Raw genomic sequence first — 24,047 nt, 5'->3', positions numbered from 1 at the left:
GTGCAGTTGGTGGGGCATGGCCCCACCCTACCTGTCTATATTAAAGTGTAGGGTGGGGCCATGCCCCACCAAGTCGCGCTGGAAATTCACAAAAACCATCTGGAACCTTCCGCAGATCCTTAACTATCACCGTAACTCTGAGTGATACCGAATTTACAGCATGGCCCACTAGTATGACGTACCACACTAGAGTACGGAATAATGAAGTTTGCCTGTAAGTAATCTGATAAATCCAAAAAGTATAAACAAAACGTCATCAAAACCACAAATTTTCGAAATCTAATCTGTATAGGGTTTTGTTCTTCTGCATAAGATGCAATTGATCAACCTAAGGATGACACAGATGTCTATACAAAAGCGCCTTCTGGCTGCCCTTATCGCGGCGTCATGCCAATCGGTCTATGCCGATACAACGGTTTTTATTAATGAAATACACTACGATAACGCAGGAGCTGATAGTGGTGAATTTGTAGAGATTACCGGTCCAACAGGTACAGATCTCTCCGGTTGGCAATTGGTGCTATATAATGGCTCCTCCTCAGTCCTTAGTCCATATGCCATCTATGATCTCTCCGGAGTTCTGAGTGATGATACAGGCAGTGGGTATGGCTTTAGCAGCATAAGTCACAGTGGCATACAGAATGGTGCTCCTGATGGTATGGCCTTGGTGGACAATACTGGGTTGGTTGTACAGTTTATCAGTTATGAAGGAAGTTTTGTTGCCAACTCCGGTGTAGCTGCTGGAATGACCAGTATCGATATCGGTGTATCCGAAACCTCTTCTACCCAAATCGGGCAGTCTCTTCAGCTGCAAGGCAGTGGTACCCTTGATACTGACTTTGTCTGGGTCTCCGGCCTTACTCAAACCGTCAACACACTGAATGTAGGCCAGAGTCTGAATGGTTCCGATATCGGTGATGGTAGTGGTGCAGGGGATACAGGTGGCAATAACAATGAGGTCCTGGCTATATACGATATCCAGGGATCAAGTCATACCTCAGCCTACGATGGACAACAGGTTACAACGACCGGTGTTGTCACAGCAACCGATTCCAATGCAGTATTTGTGCAGGATGTATTGGGTGACGGTAATGATGCGACATCTGATGCGATCTACATCTATACCGGTACTGGGCACGGTCTGCAGGTTGGTGATGCGGTACGTGTATCAGGTGTTGTCAGTGAATATGTTCCTGGTGGCAGCTCTTCCGGCAATCTATCTCTGACTGAATTCTATCGTCCTGACATCACTGTTGAATCCAACGATAATATGCTGCCAGAGCCGGTCATGCTCGGTAGAAGTGGACGGGTTCCACCAAATCAGATTATCGACAACGACTTACTCACGATTTTTGATCCACTGCAAGATGGCATAGATTTCTACGAGAGCCTTGAAGGGATGCGCGTCAAAGTAGAGGATGCGGTTGCCGTATCACCTACCAATGGATATGGCGAGATCTTTACCCTGGCCAACAATGGTGTTGATGCAACGGGTTTAAATGATCGTGGTGGCATCACTATTCAGCCTGATGACTTTAATCCTGAACGTATTCAGATCGATTTCGACAGCGGTATCTACGATCTGTTTGTTAATGTGAATAGTAGCGATCGACTCGGTGATGTAACCGGCGTTGTTGGATATTCATACGGTAATTTTGAAGTCTATCCCACAGAGGAATTCACTCGTAGTGATGAAAACCTTCAAGCTGAAGAGACAGATCTGGTACGTGAACGCGAACGTCAGTTGACTGTAGCGAGTTACAATGTGCTGAATCTTGATCCAAATGATGAAGATGGTGACCAGGATGTGGCTGATGGCCGTTTTACTCAGCTCGCTCAACAGATTGTCAGTTCACTTAAAGCGCCAGATATTATTGGTCTGCAGGAGATACAAGATAGCACTGGTTCAACTGACGATGGTGTTGTTGATGCAGAAGTGACTTTGGAAATGCTGGTTGCTGCGATTCGTGAAGCGGGTGGCCCAAATTACGAATATATCGATAACCCCCCTGTGAATAACCAGGATGGTGGTCAGCCAGGTGCCAATATCCGGGTTGCTTATCTCTATAATCCTGAGTACGTCGAACCAGATATGGAGTCGGTCACCAAGCTAACAGATTCAGATTTAGCTGATGGCGATGCTTTTGAAGGAAGTCGTAAGCCTCTCTATGTGCGCTTCCAGGCAGCCGATGCAGAGATTCATCTGATCAATAATCACTTCTCATCCAAAGGTGGTAGCACACCATTGTTCGGTACAGTTCAACCTTCGGTGAATGGCAGTGAGGATCAACGTCTTGCACAAGCGCAAGTAGTCAATGAATTCGTTGCCACACTGCAAGAGGATGATCCTGACGCTAATGTGGTCGTGCTGGGTGATTTGAATGAATTCAATTTTATGTCACCGATCCTCGCACTCAAGGGAGAGAGCACACCACAACTGGTCAACTTGACTGAGAGCCTGCCGGTTGAGGAGAGATATACCTATAATTACCAAGGCAATGCTCAGGCACTTGACCACATCCTGGTGTCCCATGGTTTGGCAGAGCATGCAGAGTATGACGTCGTGCATCTGAATACAGAGTTTTTCGATGCTGCCAGTGACCATGATCCGGTTGTTCTGCGACTTGAACTGTCAGATGAGAAGCGTGTGAGATTTGCAACCTTCAACGTGTCGTTGAATCGCTCTAATCAGGGTGATCTGATTACTGATCTTTCAACACCTGATAACCCTCAAGCAAAAGCCATTGCTGAGATTATTCAGCGAGTGCGTCCGGATATACTACTGCTGAATGAATTCGACTATGACGATGCACGTGAGGCCATCGACCTGTTCCGCCAGAACTATCTGCGGGTAAGGCAAAACGGTGCGAAGAGAATCCGTTACAAACATATGTATGTAGCTGAGTCGAACACTGGAGAGCCTACAGGTTTTGATTTGGACAATGATGGCTCAACCGATGGTCCAGGTGATGCGCAAGGTTTTGGCAACTTCCCTGGTCAATATGGCATGGTGGTGTTGTCGCGCTATCCCATCAAATACAACAAAGTTCGCCTTTTCCAGAAGTTTTTGTGGAAGGATATGCCAGACTCCATGATGCCTGAGGCGTGGTATAGCGAAGATGAAAAGTCGGTACTCAGACTCTCTTCCAAGAGTCATTGGGATATTCCTGTCAAAGTGAAAGGTAAGCTGATCCATGTGCTTGCAAGCCACCCAACACCGCCTGTGTTTGATGGTCCTGAAGACAGAAATGGACGTCGTAACCACGATGAAATCCGCTTCTGGATGGACTACATCACCGATGCTGACTACATCTATGATGATGATGGTGTTACAGGTGGTCTCTCTGCAAATGATCGATTCGTAATTATGGGAGACCTGAATGCCGATCCACATGATGGTGACAGTACAGGTGACCCAACCAGCAAGCTCCTGGCTCACCCATTGGTTAACACAGCCATTACCCCGGTAAGCATCGGCGGAGCAGATGCTATGCTAAGACAGGCTGGCGCCAATATCACCCATATTGGTGGCGCCGATTTTGATACCGCTGACTTTGCAGATGGATCTCCTGGCAATCTCCGTGCAGACTACGTATTACCTTCTAAAAACCTCAGGATGCTGGGTGCCGGTGTATTCTGGCCCGCAGCTACCGATCCATTCTTTGATCTTGTTGGGGATTGGCCATTCCCAAGTTCAGATCATCGCCTGGTTTGGGTTGATCTGCAGAAGAAGCAAAAATAAGGAGACGTTGATTTTTATTTCCCCACAGCCCGGATAATGTTTTAAAGAGACTAACGGGCTCTTTACAGGCAGCGGGTGGATTATTTCGTGCTGCTGGGGGACAGGGTGACAGGGAAGTCATCCTGACAACGACTCTATGCCGGTTAATTCTACTTAAGCCACTGAAAAAGAAGCCACATTTACCTTTGCTACACGCCAGATAACGCTTTCCCCAAGCGGATGGCCTCTGTCAATAGTTCCTGCTCTCATCCCTTCAGTCTAATTTGATGCATGGTGTTACACACCGTGACTCTCCTTTGGATACTCTGCGTTGGAATAGGTGATTGAATATGCTTAAGAAGGGGTGGTATGTTGGTTGAACCTAAAAAAATCAGTTGACCGCTCCATTCTAATAACATGTTCATGATTTTGATGAAATTAGCTTCGATGGTCATGGTCACCTGTTGGGTGAAATACGCTACAACGTGAATTGCACACTTGTGGCGGCGCATGGCGGCGTTGCAACTCCTTGGAATAGCAGGCTATTCCGCGTCGTTGCGTCTTGCCCTGCACCACCACAAACGCACACTTCACGCTGTCCAACTGATCTTTTTAGGTTGAAACTACCTGAGCCAGACTCTATTAAGGAACAGCATGATCCGTATCTATGGAATTAAAGATAATCTTAACCCCATAAAGAGAAAACTCTCTGATGTTATTAATCAATGTATGGTCGAAGCACTCTCATTTCCCGACAATAAACGAGCGCACAGGTTTTTCCCCATGGAAAAAGAGGACTACTTCTATCCGCAGGGGAGAACTGATGCCTATACAGTTATTGAAATTTCAATGTTGGAGGGGCGTTCTGTCGAGGCAAAGAAAAGTTTAATTCATCTGCTATTTCAGCGAATTGAGTCAGAATTGGGGGTGTCACCAGCGGATGTGGAAATTACCATTTCCGAAGCACCAGCCAGTAACTGGGGTTTTAGGGGGGTTACTGGTGATGAAGCTAAATTGAGCTACAATGTGAAAGTTTGAAAGGCCTTTGGGCTGTTGCGGTTAATGTGGATTCAGCGCTACTGAAATATTGAAGATGTAATCAGGTATCACTAAATAATGAGTCAAGATGCTAATAATATTAAATGCCCTAATTGTGGCGTAGAAATTGATGTTAATGAAATACTCTACCATCAGCTAGATGAAGAGCTAAAGAAAAAATATAACGACCAGATTTCTAAAGAGCGGAAAGAACTAGTCGCCAATGAAGAAAAACTCAAGGCAGAGAGAGAGGCCATTGAGCATGAAAAAGAGAGTTATAAAGATAAGTTGGCCAGCGCAATCCAGGATGGTTTAAAGGCTGAAAGTGAAAAGCTGAAAATAGAATTAAAGAAACAGGCTGAAGAAGAACAGGAAGAGAGATTGGCAGCCCTTCAAAAGGAGCTGGAGAGTAAATCAGAGCAGGTAAAGGAGCTTAATAAATTTAAAGCGGATATAGAGCGCCTGAAGCGTGAAAAAGATGAGCTAAAAGATAAAATAGAACTGGAAGCACAGCAGCAAATAAACAAAACTCTGAGTGAAGAGAAAGAGAAGATAAGAAAATCTGAAGCACAAAAGGCTCAGCTCAACATATCAGAAAAAGAGCAGATTATTAATCAGCTGAAAGAGCAACTGCAAGAGGCCCAGCGCAAAGCGGATCAGGGTTCCATGCAGCTACAGGGGGAGGTTCAGGAGTTAGCGATTGAGGAGTGGCTGGCTGTTCAATTTCCTCTCGACTCTATAGATGAAATAAAAAAGGGTGAGCGTGGCGCTGACTGCATGCAGACCATTAATACACACAGTCGAACAAACTGTGGAACCATCTATTATGAAAGTAAGCGGACTAAAAACTTTCAGCCCACCTGGATAGAAAAATTCAAATCAGATATCCGCGACAGGAATGCAGATATCGGTGTTTTGGTTACAGAAGCCATGCCGGCAGGTATGGAGCGCCTGGGTCTGAAAGATGGTATATGGATATGCTCCTTCGATGAGTTCAAGGGACTATGTACCGTATTGAGGGAATCAGTGATTCAATTAAGTATGGCGATCACCACCCAGGAGAATAAGGGTGAGAAGATGGGCATGCTCTATGATTTCCTCACCAGTAACGAATTCCGCTTGCAGATTGAAGCCATCGTTGAAGGCTTTACCCAAATGAAAACAGACCTGGAGTCTGAGAAACGCTCGATGCAGGGGATTTGGAAAAAGAGAGAGAAGCAGATCGATAAAGTGCTGCTCAATACCAACCACATGTACAGCTCGATTAAGGGTATTGCCGGCAGTGCAGTTCAATCGGTAGCACTGTTAGAGTTGCCTTCAGGTGATGATACTACTGAATAACAAGGATGTATAAAAGCAGAATATACTTTTCTGCCCAAAGAAGTGGCATAGTGTCAGGTAGGGTGGGGCCATGCCCCACCAAAAACCATGTTGATGCGTAGGGTGCGGCCCTGCCGCACCTTTTTCTGTTACCTATCAAAATCCATATTCCCACGCTCCAGCGTGGCAACGATATAAAATGTAGTGGCATTAAAGCATATACCCTGTCTTTGTTGTCACCATGCCAGCAAGCTGCTGTTTCGCCCTCCTAGGCGAGTCACTTTTCTTTTTCGCCAAAAGAAAAGTAACCAAAAGAAAGGGCGCCCGTATGCCACGCCCCTGCGGGTCCGCTGCGATGCTCTGAAAAACCGGCGGGCCTGAAACTCGCTACGCTCAAACAGTCAGGCCCGCTGATCGGTTTTGCCTGCGCTTCTCGCTCGTGTCAAAACGGGATACCAAGAGGCGCACTGTTCGGGGTTGGTAGGGTGGGGCCATGCCCCACCAATAGTGGTAAGCAATTCACTACTCACAGATGGTTGCTGGTTATCTTGAATGCCAGTAGATTTGAATGGGTTCTGATACATAGCCCGAATAGGTGCGGCAGGGCCGCACCCTACGATGCATCATGGCTTTAGGTGGGGCATGGCCCCACCCTACAGTTCTTCAAGGATTGTAATTAATCAGCTCAAAATTGTTAGTCGTTACTCTCCGAGGGCAGTTCAATCTGCATAAGATTAACATCAGGTGCAGCCAGATCATTGATCAAAAGACCACGACTACTGATTGAGTAGATGTAGTTGTTCATCGTGTCATCAGTGACAATGAAACTTCTGCGGATGCCGTCAGGGTAGTACCAGTTTGAATCCCCAGCATCGGCATAGAAAATATCGTGATTGATGGAGCCATAGAGTTGGATTCCATCATCCGCAGTAACCTTGAATAGTTCCAGTCCCTTGAAGTAGTTATAGATGCCCAGTGAAAAAATCCTCTTGTTTACCGGGAGCGCCAAAATTTTCTCCTGCTCGAACCAGGTGAAAGCGTGATGGTCATCGCCTGCTTCAGAGTAGCTTCCATTACCAGCAAGATGATCAAAAAGCAGGGTTGGTTGGGAGAGATCGCTGATATCAAAAAGACTTAGTTTTAAGTCGCCTGACTCACGGCCTATGGCAAGAATTTTCTCTCCCTCTATGGGATGCAGGTAAGTTGAGAAACCGGGTACTTCAAGCTCACCTGCCACAAAAGGATTTCTCGAATCGCTGAGATCCACGGCGATCAGTGGATCGATCTGTTCAAAGGTAACCAGAAACCCTTTGTCCTGATTGAAGCGCACTGCATAGAGACTTTCCCTTGGCTTTCCCAGGCCGTCCAAATAGGCTCGCTGTGCTAACTGGTCTCCATTTTGAGCTAATGTATACAGACGGTTGTTGGTCTCCCATGTCCACCAATCCTGATTAGTTGTCACCAGCCGCAGGACGCTCTGATACTCATCCATGGCGAAATGGTTGATTAAATGGCCCTTAACTCGTCCACTTGCAAGATATTCAGGCGAAGCGCCAAGACTAAATTTGTGGATGGTGGTGGTTGGTGTTGGACTCTCGGCGCCATCCATCACTGCTCCCCAGTACCAGTATGGATCTTCTATGTTGGCAATGTAGAGGTTTTCCCGGCTGGCGTAGACTGTACCTGCATTACCCAGTATCGATTGACTGCTAATGTCTGAGAGTGGGTTTTGCAGATCAAAGCCGAGAATAGTTACCGTGCCGGTTCCGTCTGGGATTTCCGGACGATAGATTGCATCGCAACCACAAATCACTGAAGTGGTGGCTTGGGTATCTGTTGAGGGGGCTATATTGTCTACCTGAATTGGCAGTATTTCTTCAATCTCGATGTTTTCACTGCTGATAGGGGCTTCATTCAGATTGATTTGTGCACGAACAATCAAGTAGACCTGCTGATCGATTCTGCGTGCATCGACATATTGTGACTCCAATACGGTCTCTCTGAGCAGGACAGGCTGTTGAGGATCAGTGATCTGCAACAAGGTGACCTTGGTCATCTGGCTAACACGGGGGGCGACCCCCGCTCCCAGGCTGTTTTCGTACTCTGGTGTGCTGTTTTGATAGAGGTCACTCACCACCCAGATAATATCTTCATAAAAAAACAGTACCCTGGGTGTGCCCTCGATTGTTGTTCTCGAAAGCTCCTCAGTCTGATCTACTGGCCAGGTTTTCAGTATTACCAAATTTCCACCGGAGAGGAGATAGGTGAAGTTACCATTGGTTTTGATGAAGTCAGCCTCATCCACGCCAACAACCTGATTATTGGTGCCGGTTACACTATTGACCGTGGGTTCTGAGTCATTCTGATCGAGGGTGCTTTCAGGTACAGGTGCAGGGGACGATATGGGCGCAGAGCTAAAATCATCACCTCCACCCCAAAAGCGAGCTGAGTAATTGATCAGTTCATTTTGGCGTTCATTGGTAGTGATCAGGTAGGATTTCAGATCATCACACTGGCTGAAGCGGGTCAACGGTACATCACTGAAAAGGTGGACATTGTCACTTTCAGTGGGTAGTGGGACCTGAGCGAGAATGTTGTCTGGCAGTGCGAGGTCATTAACCAGTAACCCTCTCTCACTGATAGAGTAGATATAGCTGTTGTTCGCATCATCCGCGACAAAGAAACTTCTACTGACAGGTGAGGGGTAGAACCAGTTGGCGTTCTCTTGATCCTGATAAAAGATGTCGTGATCGATAGAAGCGTAGGGTTGGATACCCTCTTCAGCAGAGACGCTGAACAGCTCCAGACCATTGAAAATGTCGTCGACACCATAATCAGTGCCTGCGGTGTCGTTATTCCATTCTGTCACAGGTATCGCAAGCATCTGCTCCTGCTCGAACCAGGTGAAAGCGTGATGGTTGTAGGCCGCTTCGGTGTAGCTGCCAGCGCTGACCAGATGGTCAGATAACAGTGTTGGCTGTGAAAAATCACTGATATCGAACAGGCTCAGTTTGATGCCACTGGTATCGGTATCCTGGCCAACGGCCAGCAGCATATCTCCCTCGATCGGGTGAAGGTAGGTGGAGAGTCCGGGTACCTCCAACTCACCGGCGACTACTGGGTTGTTGCTGTCGCTGAGATCCAGAGTGATCAGCGGATCGATCTGCTCAAAGGTCGCAACATATCCCCGTTCCTGATCAAAACGTACTGCATAGACGCTCTCCCCAGGTTTACCAAGGCCATCCAGTAGAGCCAGTTCCACCAGCTGATCCTCAGATTGCTCCATTATATAGAGTCGGTTTTCAGGGTCGGCTTCGCTCCACCAGGCCTGTTCGGTAGTAACCAGGCGTAATACTCCCTGATGTTCATCCATGGAGAACTGGTTCAGTAGATGGCCATCGACACTACCCGAGGCAAGGTATTGGGGCATGGTGCCAAGAGAGAATTTGTGGATAGTGGTTGAAGGGGTTAGAGACTCTTCTCCCTCCATCATGGGTAACCAGAGCCAGTTTGAATCCTCGATACTGGCGATGTAGAGGTTTTCCTGACTGGCATAGACCATGTTGCTGTTGCCGAGAACCGTTTCGCTGGATATATCAGCAAGCGGGTTTTCAAGGTCGAAACCGAGAATTGTCAGGGTACCTGTGCCATTCGCGGTTTCAGGGTGATAGATAGCATCACAACCACAGATGGGTGAGGTTGTAGTCAGAGTGGTTGTTGAAGGTGCTCTGTTATCGGACAGCATTGGAAGCAGGTCTTCGATCTCGATATTTTCAGGGTCAGCAGTCACGGTACTCAGTTCAAGTTGAGCAGTGACAATCAGGTAGACTTGTTGACCGATTCTGCGTGCATCAACATAGCCTGACTCCAATACGGTCTCCCTGATTACACTCGGCTGCGTGGGGTCGGTAACCTGCAACAGGGTGATTTTGGTCATCTGGTTGATGCGGGGCGCAAAATCCTCAGTCAGACTCTCTTCGAATTGAGGGTAACTACCCTGAATCAGGTCGCTAACCACCCACAGGATATCATCATGGAAAAACAGTGCCCTGGGTGAGCCATCGATCTCTGTTCTCGACAGTTCCTGGCTCTGATCCGCTGGCCAGGTCTGTAAAATCGTTAAATAGCCACCAGAGAGCAGGTAGGTGGTTTCACCATCGGTCTTAACGAAATCCGCCTCATCCACACCGGTAACCTGATTATTGGTACCGGTTAAATTATTGATTGCAGGCTGTTCCGGGCCACTGGTGGGGGTGGGAGATGGTTGGTCATTCATCTCATCCAGAGTTTCAGGAGGTAAGCTCTGTAGATACTCCAGGAGTGCACTCTGTTGCTCATTTGTGCTGATCAGGTAGCTCTTCAGATCGTCGCAATGTTCGAATTTTGTCAGTTGTGTAACTTCTTGATCTGCAGGGACTTCACTATTGGCGTTATCGTCGTTGTCAGATGAGTTACAAGCAGTTAGAAAGGCTAGGAGGGTTGTTAGTATGATGGCTGAAACGCCACCTGTAATTATTTTGGACATCAATGTCTCCAGCGAGTAGTTGCGTCGATTATCTGTAAACTACAAATCTTCCAATGGCAAAATAGTAGCAAACTAGAGTGTGTGCGACATCAAGTTTTCATCAATCAAGAAAGTGCTATGAATCTCAATGACTTTTTGGCGAATCCATCTCAATGGTATGGATAAAGCTATTCTGTAAACAAATCGGAGTAGTATCTTAATGCATGTAATTTACTTAAAATTCAATGCATTGAATGCCTTGTTTTAATCTGAAAGTAGGAAAATATATCAGAAAGACTTGTGATCAGTTCCTATTGAACCTATAAAGTTACCCTGAATCATGGCTACAATGGCGCCATCAAATAACCGACAATCGTGGTTTCCTCTGGTGCCGCACAGGAAATATGGTCCTCGGAAGCCCGAATCCTTGACCTGAATGGGTTGTTTGCAACTATCACAGTTAAATTTTATCAACAGGAAATATCCATGGCTTATGACAAGATTGAGATCCCTTCTGAGGGGGAAAAGATAACCGTTGACGCGAAAGGGGTGTTGAGTGTTCCTAACAATCCCGTAATCCCCTATATCGAAGGTGATGGTATAGGCGTGGACATCACCCCTGTTATGCGCAAAGTCATCGACGCTGCTGTGGATAAGGCATACAGCGGTGAAAAAAAGATCGCCTGGATGGAGGTCTTTGCGGGAGAAAAGTCTACCCGAATCTATGATGCTGATACCTGGTTGCCTCAAGAGACCCTGGATGCAGTTAAAGAGTATGTTGTCTCCATCAAAGGCCCTTTGACCACACCTGTTGGTGGTGGAATTCGATCGCTTAACGTGGCATTACGTCAGCAGCTTGATCTCTATGTCTGTCTCAGGCCTGTGCGCTATTTTGACGGTACACCAAGCCCACTGAAGGCGCCTGAAAAAACCAATATGGTGATCTTTAGAGAGAATTCCGAGGATATCTATGCTGGAATTGAGTGGGAGTCTGGTACTGATGAGGTTAAGACACTCATCGAATATCTGCAGAACACCATGGGTGTGAGTAAAATCCGTTTTCCTGAGACTTCAGGCATTGGTGTGAAACCTGTCTCCAGCGAGGGCAGTAAACGCCTGGTGCGCAAGGCAATTCAGTATGCGATTGATAACGACCGCGATTCTGTGACCCTGGTGCATAAAGGCAATATCATGAAATTCACCGAAGGGGCCTTCAAGAACTGGGGCTACGAGTTAGCCAAAGAGGAGTTTGGTGCAGTCGAACTGGACGGTGGACCCTGGTGTACCTTCAAGAACCCCAGGACTGGCACTGAGATTACCGTTAAGGATGTGATCGCTGATGCCTTTTTGCAGCAGATTCTGCTGCGTCCGGCTGAATATAGTGTCATCGCGACCTTGAATCTCAATGGTGACTATATATCTGATGCGCTGGCAGCACAGGTGGGTGGTATCGGCATTGCGCCAGGAGCCAATCTTTCAGATACCGTAGCCATGTTCGAAGCAACCCATGGCACCGCGCCTAAGTATGCCGGTCTGGATAAGGTAAATCCGGGCTCGCTTATTCTCTCTGCTGAGATGATGCTACGTCATATGGGATGGACTGAAGCGGCTGACCTGGTTATCGAAAGTCTCGGTGCAACGATATCCGCTAAGACAGTAACCTATGATCTGGCGCGTCTTATGGATAGCCCCCAGGAGCTAAGCTGCTCTGCATTCGGGGATGCGATGATCAGCCATATGTAACCCTGGAATCCACTATTGAACATGGATTTGTTGGCAATCCCGGCATCCCCGGCAAGGCGTCGTTTACAGTTAATGGTTATTTCCTTAACAAGAGCGACAATGCAGCAGGGCTTGCGCTGAGATTTTCACAAATTCATGTGGCTTTAGTGGGTTTACCCAACGGGTGAGCATAAATACCATTAATTGATGTGGTATATCATTCCACACTGCTGTCCAATTAACTTTCAATCTTCTCAGAACAACTCTGAAAGCCCCTCTCCCTTTACGGGAGAGGGGTTGGGGAGAGGGTGTACGCGAAGCGTTTGATGTGGCTGAAAGAGAAAAACTGCATTGATCGTTCATATTTATCTTGCTGATTGTTGGGGAAAATAGAGTGTTCATTCTCCCCCTCTCCCCCGGCCCCTCTCCCGCGAGGGGAGAGGGGGGTTTTTCTCCCTACCTATTGTAAGATACTGATGACTTGTAAGTTTTTTCTAGCCGTGACCCTCTGCTTTGCGATGTTGTTCATATCTCAATTCTCAATCAGCAATAGAAACCAACAGTAATTAATCAGTTACAACCGTAATAGTTAAAGTAAGTGGGAGCCTGCACTCAATCTGAGGTTGGCACAATCAATAGAGGAATTTCTGAATGACGTACCAGCTGGTTGCTGGTGCTGCCATAGATCAGCTCCTTGGTCAGGCCTTTTCCATGGCTGCCCACCACAATCACATCGGCCTTAAGCTTTTCCGCCTCATCTAATATTTTTTCTGCATAGGCACCCTGTACCTGCAAGGCGGTACACTCAGTACCCAGATTTCTCAATCGCTCAGCATACTCTTGCAGGCTTTGGTGTTGCTGGTGGAAATCTTTCGCCTGTCCATCCCTTACAGCCTGGGGGCCAGGTTCATAACCTACAAAGTCGGGTTCAGGATTGGCAATATGCAGTAGCCAGAGATGGCGGGTGTCGGATTGGTCTAATAGCTGTAGTGCCTGCTCAATGACTCTCCATGATGCTGGAGAGAGGTCTATGGCAACAAGTGCGTTCATCTTGCCTAATCCTTAATAATATCAATAGCGCATCATGGTCGCTTGGATAGATCAATACTGACAGAAGTTTTGGGATAGTAGTGATGCACCATTTTTAATTGCCGACATATCAATAATAGCAATAACCAACCAGGCCATAAATATTCCGAGGTACACTAGTATGAAGCGCCACGCTGGAGTGCTGGGAAATCTATCGCCTGATCAGGTGAGATCTGAGCCCATAGAGGCTCCGCTCCTGATGGCATTCAAATGATTTAATCCTACTCAGATTTAGCGCCCTCTGGCCGTAAGCTGTCGAAAAAGCGACCAAGTGCCTGACTCAATTGATCTGACCGATTGGGATCTCGCATTTCGGATTGCAGGTAGTGACGGGTAGTCGGCATGTAGAGCAGGTCACTCAGAATGCTGTTGAAAAAATCCTGTCCCACCTCGTTGTCTGCAAGACGATCCAAAAAGAGGCGGCTGATCTGCTGTTCGGATAGAGACTCCCAGGCCCGGCCGGATATGGCAACGAGTATCTCGCTTCGGGAAGAAACCGGATGACTAAGGATTTTTAAAATCAATTCGTTACGATGGCTTTCTGCTGTTGATTGTGATGTTCCTCGTATCACCGCAGTTAAGATTTTGAGATCAGGCTCAGGTTGTTTCAAGGCCTCTCGTGAGCGTTTAGCGAGGGAGAGGGTCAGAGGCTTTGAAATCGACTCGTTCTCCAGACAGTGGCATAAGGCTTCCAAAGGTGCGGCAGGAAGTTCTGCAATCGCAGCAGTGATTTGCTGCTGATTGTTATCCTGAGCAATGCGGGCAGCCAAATCGGCTATGCCCTGATAATTGATAAATGACCACTGCTCCCAACCCAGGTCGCCATTGAAATAGGCATGGGCATGATCGTAGTAACGGGAGGCGGGTTTGCCCAGATTGGCAGTGAAGCGCGCGTGAAAGACCGCTAAGCGCTCCTCTTTAGGTTGAAATAGATAGGGGTTGTCCTGAATTGCGGCCTGCATTTCATCATGCTTTCCGCTGGCACCTTGACCCAGATTCTCCATCAGGCGGTGCAAAAAATCGTCTCGAGCCGCCTGCAGCAGCTTCGCTTGTTCGTCCAGGGGGAATCTGATGAACCAGATCATCGGTTCGCGGGCACTGTTTTCCTTGTCAGACAGGATCAGCGCGAACCAGGCTTGTTGCTGCAGCGGGGCAGGAAAGGGCGTTTCCGTTCGTTCAAAATTGACAAAGGTCTCCCTGGGTATGCGGGTTACCCTTCGCCCCATATCGTAGAAGTCGAGCTTCAGACCGCCAGACTCCAGGAACTCGGTAAGTGTTGATATCTGTTTCATATCCAGTCGATCAGGTGATGTTCCCAGTCGTCCGCCTCCGCTTCAGGTACCACCTTGCCATGGATGGTATGTCCACCCAGCTTCATCTTTTGGGTATCCCCACCGGATAGCAGAGGGTGCCAGTCGGGTAGATCCTTGCCCTCAGCCAGTAAGCGATAGGCGCAGCTGGGTGGGAGCCAGTAAGGATCCTCTAAATCAGCTGGTTTGAGGGTGATGCAGTTTGGTACAAGGGTCGAGCGTTCCTGGTAGTGTGTGCAACGACAGTGCTCCCTGTCGAGTAGATCGCAGACGATATTGGTGAAATAGATCTCGCGGGTCTCTTCATCCTCCAGCTTTTGAAGGCAGCATTTTGCACATCCATCGCAGAGTGATTCCCACTCTTCGCGGGAGAGCTCCTGTATCGATTTGTTACGCCAGAAGGGAGTTGTACTTTTGCTCATGTAGGATTGATTACGGGAAGATTAAATGGGGCACTATCTTAGTTCAGAAAGGGGCTGAAAGTCTCATCTTTCCTGGTCTGAATTTACCATTCTGTAGATCACTTTTATGTGGCCATGTCAATACTGTTTATACACATCTAATGGCTGGGAAATGAATGATTGACAGTTTAATGAAATTATCTAAACTAAATAGTTAATAAAGCATTGTAACTATATGTAATTATTAATAATACTTTAATTGTACAGAAATTACACAATCTAAAAAGGGATCAATAACATCAAGGCTTACAGAGGAATTAAGGTGCTTTACCCACAAAGTTATCCACAGGATCTGTGGAAATATTTTACTACCATTCCCTGGTCTTTGCCGGCATTATTCAATGATATCGAGTTGAACCCAAATACCTGACCAATAATGTAGGAGATGACGGCTGTCATTTTACTGTCACAGGATTATGGTCACGCCGCCAACATCTTGTCCAATTCAGTGTAGGCAATCTTGCTCTTTGGATCCGAGAGACGTTTTCTGAAGTCCAGTAGTGAAGATAAAAGAAGAGAATTTACAGCTGATTGAGTCCTTCGCAGATGCGATCTGGATGGAGCGGGGGTTGAGCCGGAATACGCTCTCCGCCTACCAGTCTGATCTGCGAAAAATTGCGATTTGGTTGCATGACCAAAAAGGTCGCGGTTTATTGAATGCGCGGCGCGAAGATCTTCAATACTTTCTGGCAAGTCTGAGTAAGCAGGGTGTCAAACCACGTTCCAGTGCCCGAATGCTCTCCTGTTTGCGCCAGTTCTACCAATACTGTCTCCGAGAAGGCACTTTGGAGATTGACCCCAGTGTTCGGATTTCAGCCCCAAAGCTAGGGAGGCCCCTGCCAAAGTCCCTCTCAGAAGTGGAAGTTGAGGCGCTTCTGGCTGCGCCGGAAATAGAGGATCCTGAGGGTATGCGTGATCGCACCATGCTCGAGGTGCTGTATGCGACTGGACTCAGGGTTTCAGAATTGGTCGACTTGAGGCCAGAGCAGGTTAGTCTGACCCAGGGCGTAGTGCGTGTGATTGGTAAAGGGGGGAAAGAGCGGTTGGTGCCCCTGGGGGATGAGGCGCAGGGGTGGTTAGAGCGATTTTTATCTGGGGCTCGAAGTGCGCTGCTGGGTGAGAGAGTCTGTCCGCATCTATTTCCAACCCGTCGCGGACATGGCATGACCCGACAGGCATTCTGGTATCGAATCAAGAAACACTCTGTGATCGCCGGGATTAATCAAACAGTCTCTCCGCATACACTTCGCCACGCTTTTGCCACCCATTTACTGAATCATGGCGCTGACCTCAGGGTTGTGCAGTTGTTGCTTGGGCACAGTGATCTTTCCACCACCCAGATCTACACTCATGTGGCGAGGGAGAGGCTGAAATCATTGCATTCAAAACACCATCCAAGGGGCTGATCTGATTTACTAGCATATTGATTTTAAAATAACCAAATATCAATAATTAGAGCGATATTCATAATGTTAATTATAGATATGCTTTCATGCGCTCAGTAGCAGAGCGCGATGCAGAGTGATGGTTATATCTGGCATTGGGTGCTGGTTTTGATCGCAGCAGATTGATGCACTAATTCCAACAACTGTTATCGCAACTCAGACTCGAATATGGAGTTTGATGGGGCCCGCCAAAACTAATTACAGGTCTATATACGGAACCAGTTGGTGTTAACAGCGCTTAGGGATGTGGTAGAGTCGCAGCCAATTTATGCGAAATAGAGGAGCGCATTAATGCCATCTTTCGATATTGTCTCCGAGGTAGATCTGCAAGAGGTTAAAAATGCTGTGGATCAGGCAAACCGTGAAATAGGTACTCGATTTGATTTCAAGGGTGTGGATGCACAATTCGAACAAAACGACGCTGAGATCAGTTTAAAAGCAGAACAGGAGTTCCAGCTCAACCAGATGATGGATATTCTGCGCCAAAAACTGGTCAAACGCAGTGTTGATGTTGCTGTTATGGATGTTAAGGATCCCCAGACCAACCTGAATGCCGCCAGACAGACTGTTTTAATCAAGCAAGGTATAGAGACAGATGTTGCGAAGAAGATGGTCAAGGATATCAAGGCAGGTAAGCTGAAAGTTCAAGCCCAGATCCAGGGTGAACAGGTAAGGGTTACTGGCAAAAAGCGGGATGATCTACAGCAGGTTATCACACTCATGCGGCAATCTGACTATGGATTGCCCCTCCAATATCAGAATTTTCGGGATTAGAATCAATGAAATTTACGACCAAAGATCTTTCGCTCAGTGGCCTTATTCTCACTTTAGCCATGTTACCGGCGATGTTAATGTCCTCCTCTCTTCTGGCTGATCCTCTCTCCCAGGATGATGAAGAGAAGAAAATTCGCGAAGGTATGGGGAAAATTCTCAAGAGTGGCGAGATCAAAAGTATCGTGCCCAGTGAAATCAGTGGGCTATACGAAGTTATGGTGGGGCCTCAAATATTCTATGTCTCTGCAGATGGCAAACATCTATTGAGCGGTAAACTATTTGATATCGAAAAAAGAGAAGATTTGACCTCTCCAAAAATTGCCCTGGCAAAGGCGGAGTATATAGATTCGGTGGGTGAAGATAATATGGTTATTTTCGCGCCTAAGGACTATAAACATACCGTTACTGTGTTCACAGATATAGATTGTGGTTTTTGCCGGAAATTGCATGCTGAAATCGAAGACTACAATGAGCTTGGTATTCGTGTGCGTTACATGATGTATCCAAGAGCTGGAGTCGGTAGTGACTCATTTAAGAAGGCGGAAGCAGTATTTTGCGCTGACGACCGAAATGAGGCGATGACACTCTCAAAAGCAGGAGAAGATGTTGACTCTAAGAGTTGTGACAATCCGGTACTTAGCCATTTTGAACTGGGCAAACTGTTGGGTGTAACGGGAACACCAGCGATTTTTCTTGAGAGTGGTGATATGTTGCCGGGTTATATTCCTGCTAAAAAAATGAGCACGATTCTAGGTAAGCTGGACATGGAAATTGCTGCACAAAGCAAAACTCAGTAACCAGAGGATTGGGGGTATTGATATAACGAATTGTCCCGGCATTCGGGACAAATTCATCCCTCTATTAATCCGGCAACCAAAAAAATCACTTTTTAAGGCTACAATAGTGCTTCCCTTGTTGAGGGCAATAACGAAGCGCAAGGGCTTTCTTCTGGTAGTCTCTAACATTTGATTTTGCAAAAGAAAGCCGGGGCGTCCCTAAAATAGCTGGTTTTTTTCCACCATTTTTGGGGAATACACAGACTCCCTCTCGTTTCTGTGAAAAATTGCCTTTCCATCCATCCATTCATTGACTTTAATCAATAAAGTGCAGACCAGGAGCGAGCTTGATTATAGAAGTAGCAATGCGTACCGATAAAGGAGTGGTACGAGAGCAAAATGAAGATGCAATTGGCGGTGATCCGGATGCGGGTCTACTGATTCTTGCCGATGGTATGGGAGGAGCCAACGCAGGTGAAGTCGCCAGCGGATTGGCTGTGGATCTCTTAATAGGCCAACTTCTTGGTAGTCAGGAGAGTGATGCCGAGTCAGAAAGGCCGGCGATCCATGAGTCGATAGTGGCTGTCAATCAGGCGATACTGGAATTGGCTCAGCAAGTACCTGAGTATCAGGGAATGGGGACTACACTCGTTGTAGGCTGGTTTAGCGAAAATGATTTACGCTACGCCCATGTCGGTGATTCCCGGCTCTATAGGTTAAGGGATGGTAGTTTTGAGCAGTTGACGAAAGACCATACATTGATTCAGGAAATGGTTAATCTTGGCGATTTTGACAGCATGGAAGAGGCTCTGATGGCAGGTGTGCCCACTAATGTACTTTCCAGGGCGTTGGGTTCAGAGCCAGAGGTCGAGGTTGACCTCGCCGATTCTGCAATAGAGCAGGGAGATCTCTATCTGTTCTGTTCTGATGGGTTAACTGGCATGGTGACGGATGATGAAATGCAAAGTATCCTGGAAAATGAAAAACTGGATCTAAATCAGCAGGTGGATGAACTGGTCGACTTTGCCTGTCGTTGCGGCGGTATTGATAATATCTCGGTGATACTGGCACGGCCAATGGTCAGCAGTGATTGATGATGCTTTTAGTGATGATTGAATATCTGGGTAGATGACAGTATGGAAAAACTCGTAGTTCTGAGTGACGATGAGACACCACAAGAGTTCCCGCTTGTTGATAAGCGTTTTTTAATTGGACGTGATGCAACCTGTGATATATGTCTTGGCGATCGCTCTGTAAGTCGTCATCATGCAACCCTCTCCCGAGTTTTTCGTGGTTTCTCCATCGAAGATGAGGGTAGTACCAATGGCACTCGTGTGAATGGTAATGTGGTTACCAAGCGTTTCCTCAAACATGGTGACCTGATTGAGATCGGTAAATATAACCTGCGTTATATTGCGCAACTACCCCACCACGAAATGGAACCGGAGGACCCTGATCGAACGGTTGTCCTGAAACCGCTGAATCGGCCAGCTGCTGAACCTGTTGAGTCTATTATAGAGACAAAACCAACGCCTCCCCCTCCCAGCGCCCCGTTTTCCAATAGACCGGTGGTTACCTCTCCCGCTAAGCCTCAACTAAAGCCGGCTCTAGAGCCAGCAAAGCAATCATTGAAAGATGGCACCGATTCTGTCCAGGAGAGACCAGCAAAAGTTCGCTTCCTGGATGGTGATTATAAAGGTGAGGAACGGGTGATTGATCGCTCCTTTTTCAGTGTCGGTAAACCCGGTGGAGATCTGGTGCTGATCAATAAGCGCCACAATGGCTACTTTCTGCTAAAGGTCGGCGGCGATAATACACCCATGATCAATGGCAAACCGATACGCGCTGGCGGTGTTGCACTGCAAAGGGGCGATCGAATTACACTGGGCGATTTGAACCTGGAATATCAGGATTAGATTTCACGACTCAGTTCTTATCTGACTTTTTCAGTCGAGATCACTGAAACCTCGTAGTAAAGTGAAAGGGTATAGCGATGCCCTTCCAAAAAATCTCAATCACTAACCTGATCGGCATTTACTGAGTTCGGTGATTTCAATTGATCAGGAGTTACTGGTTCGCTCGTGATGTATACCGATAATCACTGCTCAACAGAGAAGTAAGGCGCATACAGGATGCAAAATCGGTAGTATTTTCGAGAATGCCATGCATGATGACACCTTCCAGAAGATCTTTTCCATCCCAGCTCGGGTGGATCAACTCCGTTAAAAATTGGCTCTCTTGAGGGTGAAGTTGCTCAAATGAAAGGGCTGAGCCTTTTGGGTTAATGCGGGTTACCCGAGCTGCCAAAAGTAAGGATTCGGGCTGTCCAGGTTTTCTGAAATCCACCTTGTACCGCTCATTGTGTTTTGAGCCAGATAGAGCGTTGACAAAAATCCCTGATTTGCTGATGTCGGTAATAACCCGGATCTGTTCAACCCCATTGCTCATGGAGATTAGGGTCACCTTAAATGATGTCTTTGTTCTTGGTGTTTTTCTTGCATCCATTGATGTGACTCCGTAATAAAAGTGTCACATTTCACTGTAGGTGCCGGAAGGGTTATTAGATATGCAGGAGAATACTTGTGTTTATTAGGGTTTACCGCAAGCAGGTGTTTGTACCTTAGAGATCGTTAATCCTGTCGATCTGCAGGTGACTGGAAGTACGACATGTAGGTGCAGCCCTGCCGCACCCTTAGGCAGTTAATTCCTCGGAAATCGCACTACTCTAGAGTGAGAGGCTGTCTGTCAAACTGCTCATCTGATGGTTCTCGCTTCAGTAAGACCTAGTGCGGCAGGGCCTGCATCCAACCTCTATAGCTGATAGTAATGAATGAAGAACAGTTCGGCTAATTCAGGTCAAACTTAGTCTTTCAGACGAAATCCAATGTCGATGGTGACCTGCCAATGAGAGACCTGCCCATTCTCTATGTGGCCTCGGGTCTCCACCACCTCAAACCAGTTCATGTTAGTGATGGTCTCTCCAGCCCTTGCGATGGCATTACGAATAGCATCATCGGTACTGGTTTGGGAAGAACCGACCAGCTGAATCTTTTTGTAGACATGGTCACTCATCAAACACCTCGGTAGTCGTGTGTGGTTAAAAGGGTATAGATCCCTTATGAGGAATTCTCTTTCTCACCCAGCTTCTCTTTCAAATCATAGAGTTGCGCTAGCGCCTGGCGGGGAGTCAATTCATCTGGATCGATCTGCTCCAGTAAGCGCTCCACTTCTGAAGCTTCCGGCGTCTGTGCAGAAGTATCAAATAGCGGAAGTTGGCTCTGCTGCTGCTCTGCATGTCGCTGGGCACTGGCCTCCAGCTCCCTCAGACGTTGCCGTGCTTTCTTGATTACAGGTTTAGGTACGCCTGCCAGAGTCGCAACCTGTAAGCCATAACTCTGATTTGCCGGTCCCTCTCTCACGGCATGAAGGAAGACAATGGAGTCACCATGCTCTACTGCATCAAGATGGAGATTGGCGATCCCCGGATACTCATCCGGTAGGGTTGTGAGTTCGAAGTAGTGGGTCGCAAAGAGGGTAAAAGCACGTAAATAAGTTGCCAGTTCAACAGCACAGGCCCAAGCGAGTGAGAGGCCATCGAAGGTAGAGGTGCCACGGCCGACTTCATCCATCAACACCAGGCTCTGCTCAGTGGCATTGTGCAGAATATTGGCAGTCTCCTCCATCTCCACCATGAAGGTCGAGCGTCCACCGGCCAAGTCATCTGAAGCACCAATACGGGAGAAGATACGATCGACTGGTCCGAGGTGCGCAGAAGTGGCAGGTACAAAACTACCGGCATAGGCGAGTAGGGTGATGATCGCTATCTGCCGCATGAAAGTCGACTTACCACCCATGTTGGGTCCGGTGATGACCAACATGCGTTGTTGTTGATTGAGGGTTACGCTGTTGGCTACAAATGGATCCTGGCTGACCTGCTCCACAACCGGATGTCGACCATCAACGATCTGCAGGCCTGGCTCTTCCACCAGTTCAGGACGTACCAGATTGAGGCTTTGCGCCCGCTCTGCTAAATTGCATAACACATCCAGGTGAGATAAACCCTCCGCGCACTGTTGCATAGTTGTGAGCGACTCGCACAACGCTTCGAGTAGTCGCTCATAGAGCATCTTCTCTCTGGCCAGAGAACGTTCTCTGGCACTCAATACCTGATCTTCGAACTTTTTCAGCTCTGGGGTGATGAAGCGTTCAGCACCCTTGAGCGTTTGACGCCGGACATAGTCATCAGGTGCCTTATCCGATTGACTGCGGCTGATCTCTATATAGTATCCATGTACCCGGTTATAGCTGACCTTGAGTGTTGCAATGCCGGTTCTTTCCCGTTCCCGGGTTTCAAGATCGAGGAGGAACTGGTCGGCGTTTTGTGACAGCGACCTTAACTCATCCAGCTCTTGATCATATCCCTCAGCCAGTACCCCACCATCACGGATCAGCATAGGTGGTTGTTCAATGACTGCCTGCTGCAACAATTGGTGCAGTTGAGGATGCTCACCAATCTCCATCGAGAGTGAACGGGTCAGTGGGCTGTCGAGACGTTCAAGCAGTGGTTGAAGTTGAGGCAGTATCCCCAAGGCATCACGCAGTGTGGCCAGGTCTCGGGGGCGGGCACTTTTGAGTGCCACCCGGGCGAGGATGCGTTCAATGTCACCGATACCCTGCAGGATCTCTTGAAGCTCAAGATAGAGGCCCGACTCCATCAAGGCCTGGATCGTGGCATGGCGATTGGCCACCGTCTCCCGCTCGCGTTGCGGTTGACTGATCCAGCGTCGAAGCTTGCGACTCCCCATTGCAGTCACGGTTCGATCCATGATCCCGGCCAGGGTATGTTGAGGTTGTCCACTGAGGGAGTGGACCAGTTCAAGATTGCGTCGTGTGGCTGCATCGATGATGACGCTGTTTTCCCTATGCTCCACCTGCAGGCCACGAATGTGGGGTAGGGCGCCGAACTGGGTCTCTTCGACATACTGCAACAGACAACCTGCAGCACCAACAGCCAGGGGGTGATCCTGACAACCAAAGCCACCCAGATCCCGTGTGCCAAATTGACGGGTCAGCAACTGCTCTGCGGAGTCGATATCGAAGTGCCAGACAGGTCGTCGGGTAGTGCCGCAGTTCAGCTTGAGAGTCTCGGGTAGGGTGGAGTCCTCTTCCAACAGAACCTCTGCCGGTGTAAGGCGCTCCAGTTCACCGCTCAATGCTTCCAGGGTTGTCAGTTGCTGAATAGTGAATCGACCACTTGCCAGATCCAATGCGGCGAGGCCGACTCCCTCTTTATGTTCATTCACCGCAACCAGCAGATTCTCACGTCGCTCCTCAAGCAGGGCTTCATCCGTGAGGGTGCCAGGGGTAACGATACGCATTACCTTGCGCTCGACAGGGCCTTTGGAAGTTGCCGGGTCACCAATCTGTTCGCAGATCGCTACAGACTCACCCTGTTTAACCAGGCGTGCCAGGTAACCTTCAGCGGCATGATAAGGGACACCCGCCATTGGGATGGGTTTGCCCGCCGATGTGCCCCGTTTGGTGAGGGTGATGTCGAGCAGTCGAGCCGCCTTCTCCGCATCGGAAAAGAAGAGTTCGTAAAAATCCCCCATGCGGTAAAAGACCAGCATGTTGGGATACTCCCCCTTGATGCGTAAGTACTGCTGCATCATCGGGGTATGTTGAGATGTAGTGGCTTTGGCCATCAGATGGGATAGGGGTTATTCAAAGGCGTAGTGTTTTTCCACATCTTTGAGAATCTCCCAGGTGCATTTCATCCCAGCCGGAAAGGTCACCAGATCGCCCCGGCCAAACTCCTGGGGTTCACCACCTTCAGGTGTAACGACGATCTTACCGCGTATGAAATAGCAGACTTCAGTCTGGTCAT

Annotated in this window: 17 protein-coding genes; 9 read left to right on the top strand and 8 right to left on the bottom strand. The window is 47.9% G+C overall.

What is annotated here, in order from left to right:
• The first annotated feature begins 343 nt into the window (after positions 1 to 343).
• The 3 genes from AC4IFB_RS02090 to AC4IFB_RS02080 all read left to right on the top strand — a co-directional run bounded on the left by AC4IFB_RS02090 (position 344) and on the right by AC4IFB_RS02080 (position 6,100).
• Entirely contained in the window at positions 344 to 3,742 is a 3,399-nt protein-coding gene (locus AC4IFB_RS02090; RefSeq protein WP_490779237.1) for an endonuclease/exonuclease/phosphatase family protein, read from the top strand.
• Between the two features lie 633 nt (positions 3,743 to 4,375).
• Positions 4,376 to 4,759, top strand: a complete 384-nt coding sequence (locus AC4IFB_RS02085) for a tautomerase family protein (protein ID WP_490779236.1) — start codon at positions 4,376 to 4,378, stop codon at positions 4,757 to 4,759.
• Positions 4,760 to 4,837: 78 nt separating this feature from the next.
• Positions 4,838 to 6,100 carry a DUF2130 domain-containing protein gene (locus tag AC4IFB_RS02080; RefSeq protein ID WP_490779235.1) on the top strand — a complete coding sequence of 421 codons (1,263 nt, stop codon included), beginning with the start codon at positions 4,838 to 4,840 and terminating at the stop codon, positions 6,098 to 6,100.
• Positions 6,101 to 6,773: 673 nt separating this feature from the next.
• Here the strand turns inward: AC4IFB_RS02080 and AC4IFB_RS02075 are convergent.
• Positions 6,774 to 10,604 carry a beta-propeller domain-containing protein gene (locus AC4IFB_RS02075; RefSeq protein ID WP_490779234.1) on the bottom strand — a complete coding sequence of 1,277 codons (3,831 nt, stop codon included), beginning with the start codon at positions 10,602 to 10,604 and terminating at the stop codon, positions 6,774 to 6,776.
• Positions 10,605 to 11,069: 465 nt separating this feature from the next.
• On the opposite strand from AC4IFB_RS02075, the gene icd reads away from it, so the two are divergent.
• On the top strand, positions 11,070 to 12,326 hold the full coding sequence (gene icd, locus AC4IFB_RS02070; protein ID WP_490776198.1) for an NADP-dependent isocitrate dehydrogenase: 1,257 nt from the start codon (positions 11,070 to 11,072) through the stop codon (positions 12,324 to 12,326).
• A gap of 591 nt (positions 12,327 to 12,917) precedes the next feature.
• Here icd and AC4IFB_RS02065 read toward each other — a convergent pair.
• The 3 genes from AC4IFB_RS02065 to AC4IFB_RS02055 all read right to left on the bottom strand — a co-directional run bounded on the left by AC4IFB_RS02065 (position 12,918) and on the right by AC4IFB_RS02055 (position 15,126).
• A complete protein-coding gene (locus AC4IFB_RS02065; RefSeq protein WP_490776199.1) occupies positions 12,918 to 13,355 on the bottom strand; it encodes a universal stress protein in 438 nt (145 codons plus the stop codon).
• Between the two features lie 260 nt (positions 13,356 to 13,615).
• Positions 13,616 to 14,686: a DUF3549 family protein gene (locus tag AC4IFB_RS02060; protein ID WP_490779233.1), complete on the bottom strand. Its 1,071-nt coding sequence runs from the start codon at positions 14,684 to 14,686 to the stop codon at positions 13,616 to 13,618.
• Complete coding sequence (locus tag AC4IFB_RS02055; protein ID WP_490779232.1) at positions 14,683 to 15,126, bottom strand: YcgN family cysteine cluster protein; 444 nt, start codon at positions 15,124 to 15,126, stop codon at positions 14,683 to 14,685. The genes AC4IFB_RS02060 and AC4IFB_RS02055 overlap by 4 nt, the downstream gene beginning before the upstream one ends.
• Positions 15,127 to 15,671: 545 nt before the next feature.
• Here AC4IFB_RS02055 and xerD point away from each other — a divergent pair.
• The 5 genes from xerD (at position 15,672) to AC4IFB_RS02030 (ending at position 20,076) form a co-directional block, all read left to right on the top strand.
• Positions 15,672 to 16,571 (top strand): site-specific tyrosine recombinase XerD, encoded by a 900-nt coding sequence (gene xerD / locus AC4IFB_RS02050; RefSeq protein WP_490776212.1) that lies wholly within the window; start codon positions 15,672 to 15,674, stop codon positions 16,569 to 16,571.
• Positions 16,572 to 16,901: 330 nt separating this feature from the next.
• Positions 16,902 to 17,384 carry a YajQ family cyclic di-GMP-binding protein gene (locus AC4IFB_RS02045; protein ID WP_490776202.1) on the top strand — a complete coding sequence of 161 codons (483 nt, stop codon included), beginning with the start codon at positions 16,902 to 16,904 and terminating at the stop codon, positions 17,382 to 17,384.
• A gap of 5 nt (positions 17,385 to 17,389) precedes the next feature.
• Positions 17,390 to 18,181 carry a DsbC family protein gene (locus tag AC4IFB_RS02040; protein ID WP_490779231.1) on the top strand — a complete coding sequence of 264 codons (792 nt, stop codon included), beginning with the start codon at positions 17,390 to 17,392 and terminating at the stop codon, positions 18,179 to 18,181.
• A 326-nt stretch (positions 18,182 to 18,507) separates the two neighbouring features.
• A complete protein-coding gene (locus AC4IFB_RS02035) occupies positions 18,508 to 19,254 on the top strand; it encodes a Stp1/IreP family PP2C-type Ser/Thr phosphatase (RefSeq protein ID WP_490779230.1) in 747 nt (248 codons plus the stop codon).
• A gap of 42 nt (positions 19,255 to 19,296) precedes the next feature.
• Positions 19,297 to 20,076 carry an FHA domain-containing protein gene (locus AC4IFB_RS02030; RefSeq protein ID WP_490779229.1) on the top strand — a complete coding sequence of 260 codons (780 nt, stop codon included), beginning with the start codon at positions 19,297 to 19,299 and terminating at the stop codon, positions 20,074 to 20,076.
• A 151-nt stretch (positions 20,077 to 20,227) separates the two neighbouring features.
• On the opposite strand, the gene AC4IFB_RS02025 is transcribed toward AC4IFB_RS02030, so the two are convergent.
• The 4 genes from AC4IFB_RS02025 to AC4IFB_RS02010 form a co-directional block, all read right to left on the bottom strand.
• A complete protein-coding gene (locus AC4IFB_RS02025) occupies positions 20,228 to 20,665 on the bottom strand; it encodes a PilZ domain-containing protein (protein WP_490779228.1) in 438 nt (145 codons plus the stop codon).
• 357 nt (positions 20,666 to 21,022) lie between these two features.
• Positions 21,023 to 21,232, bottom strand: a complete 210-nt coding sequence (locus tag AC4IFB_RS02020; protein WP_490776207.1) for a dodecin — start codon at positions 21,230 to 21,232, stop codon at positions 21,023 to 21,025.
• A gap of 44 nt (positions 21,233 to 21,276) precedes the next feature.
• Complete coding sequence (mutS, locus tag AC4IFB_RS02015; RefSeq protein ID WP_490779227.1) at positions 21,277 to 23,832, bottom strand: DNA mismatch repair protein MutS; 2,556 nt, start codon at positions 23,830 to 23,832, stop codon at positions 21,277 to 21,279.
• 48 nt (positions 23,833 to 23,880) lie between these two features.
• Positions 23,881 to 24,047: cupin domain-containing protein (locus tag AC4IFB_RS02010; protein ID WP_490779238.1), on the bottom strand; the 167-nt coding region annotated here is incomplete at its 5' end.

Source organism: Candidatus Thiodiazotropha sp. AKIB8 (assembly GCF_058244675.1).
This window is presented reverse-complemented; position numbering and strand designations above follow the sequence as displayed.

Excerpts from the sequence above, each read along its gene's own strand:
- AC4IFB_RS02090 (WP_490779237.1), top strand. The coding sequence starts at position 344 with ATGTCTATACAAAAGCGCCTTCTGGCTGCCCTTATCGCGGCGTCATGC.
- AC4IFB_RS02085 (WP_490779236.1), top strand. The coding sequence starts at position 4,376 with ATGATCCGTATCTATGGAATTAAAGATAATCTTAACCCCATAAAGAGA.
- AC4IFB_RS02080 (WP_490779235.1), top strand. The coding sequence starts at position 4,838 with ATGAGTCAAGATGCTAATAATATTAAATGCCCTAATTGTGGCGTAGAA.
- AC4IFB_RS02075 (WP_490779234.1), bottom strand. The coding sequence starts at position 10,604 with ATGTCCAAAATAATTACAGGTGGCGTTTCAGCCATCATACTAACAACC.
- icd (WP_490776198.1), top strand. The coding sequence starts at position 11,070 with ATGGCTTATGACAAGATTGAGATCCCTTCTGAGGGGGAAAAGATAACC.
- AC4IFB_RS02065 (WP_490776199.1), bottom strand. The coding sequence starts at position 13,355 with ATGAACGCACTTGTTGCCATAGACCTCTCTCCAGCATCATGGAGAGTC.
- AC4IFB_RS02060 (WP_490779233.1), bottom strand. The coding sequence starts at position 14,686 with ATGAAACAGATATCAACACTTACCGAGTTCCTGGAGTCTGGCGGTCTG.
- AC4IFB_RS02055 (WP_490779232.1), bottom strand. The coding sequence starts at position 15,126 with ATGAGCAAAAGTACAACTCCCTTCTGGCGTAACAAATCGATACAGGAG.
- AC4IFB_RS02045 (WP_490776202.1), top strand. The coding sequence starts at position 16,902 with ATGCCATCTTTCGATATTGTCTCCGAGGTAGATCTGCAAGAGGTTAAA.
- AC4IFB_RS02040 (WP_490779231.1), top strand. The coding sequence starts at position 17,390 with ATGAAATTTACGACCAAAGATCTTTCGCTCAGTGGCCTTATTCTCACT.
- AC4IFB_RS02030 (WP_490779229.1), top strand. The coding sequence starts at position 19,297 with ATGGAAAAACTCGTAGTTCTGAGTGACGATGAGACACCACAAGAGTTC.
- AC4IFB_RS02025 (WP_490779228.1), bottom strand. The coding sequence starts at position 20,665 with ATGGATGCAAGAAAAACACCAAGAACAAAGACATCATTTAAGGTGACC.
- AC4IFB_RS02020 (WP_490776207.1), bottom strand. The coding sequence starts at position 21,232 with ATGAGTGACCATGTCTACAAAAAGATTCAGCTGGTCGGTTCTTCCCAA.
- mutS (WP_490779227.1), bottom strand. The coding sequence starts at position 23,832 with ATGATGCAGCAGTACTTACGCATCAAGGGGGAGTATCCCAACATGCTG.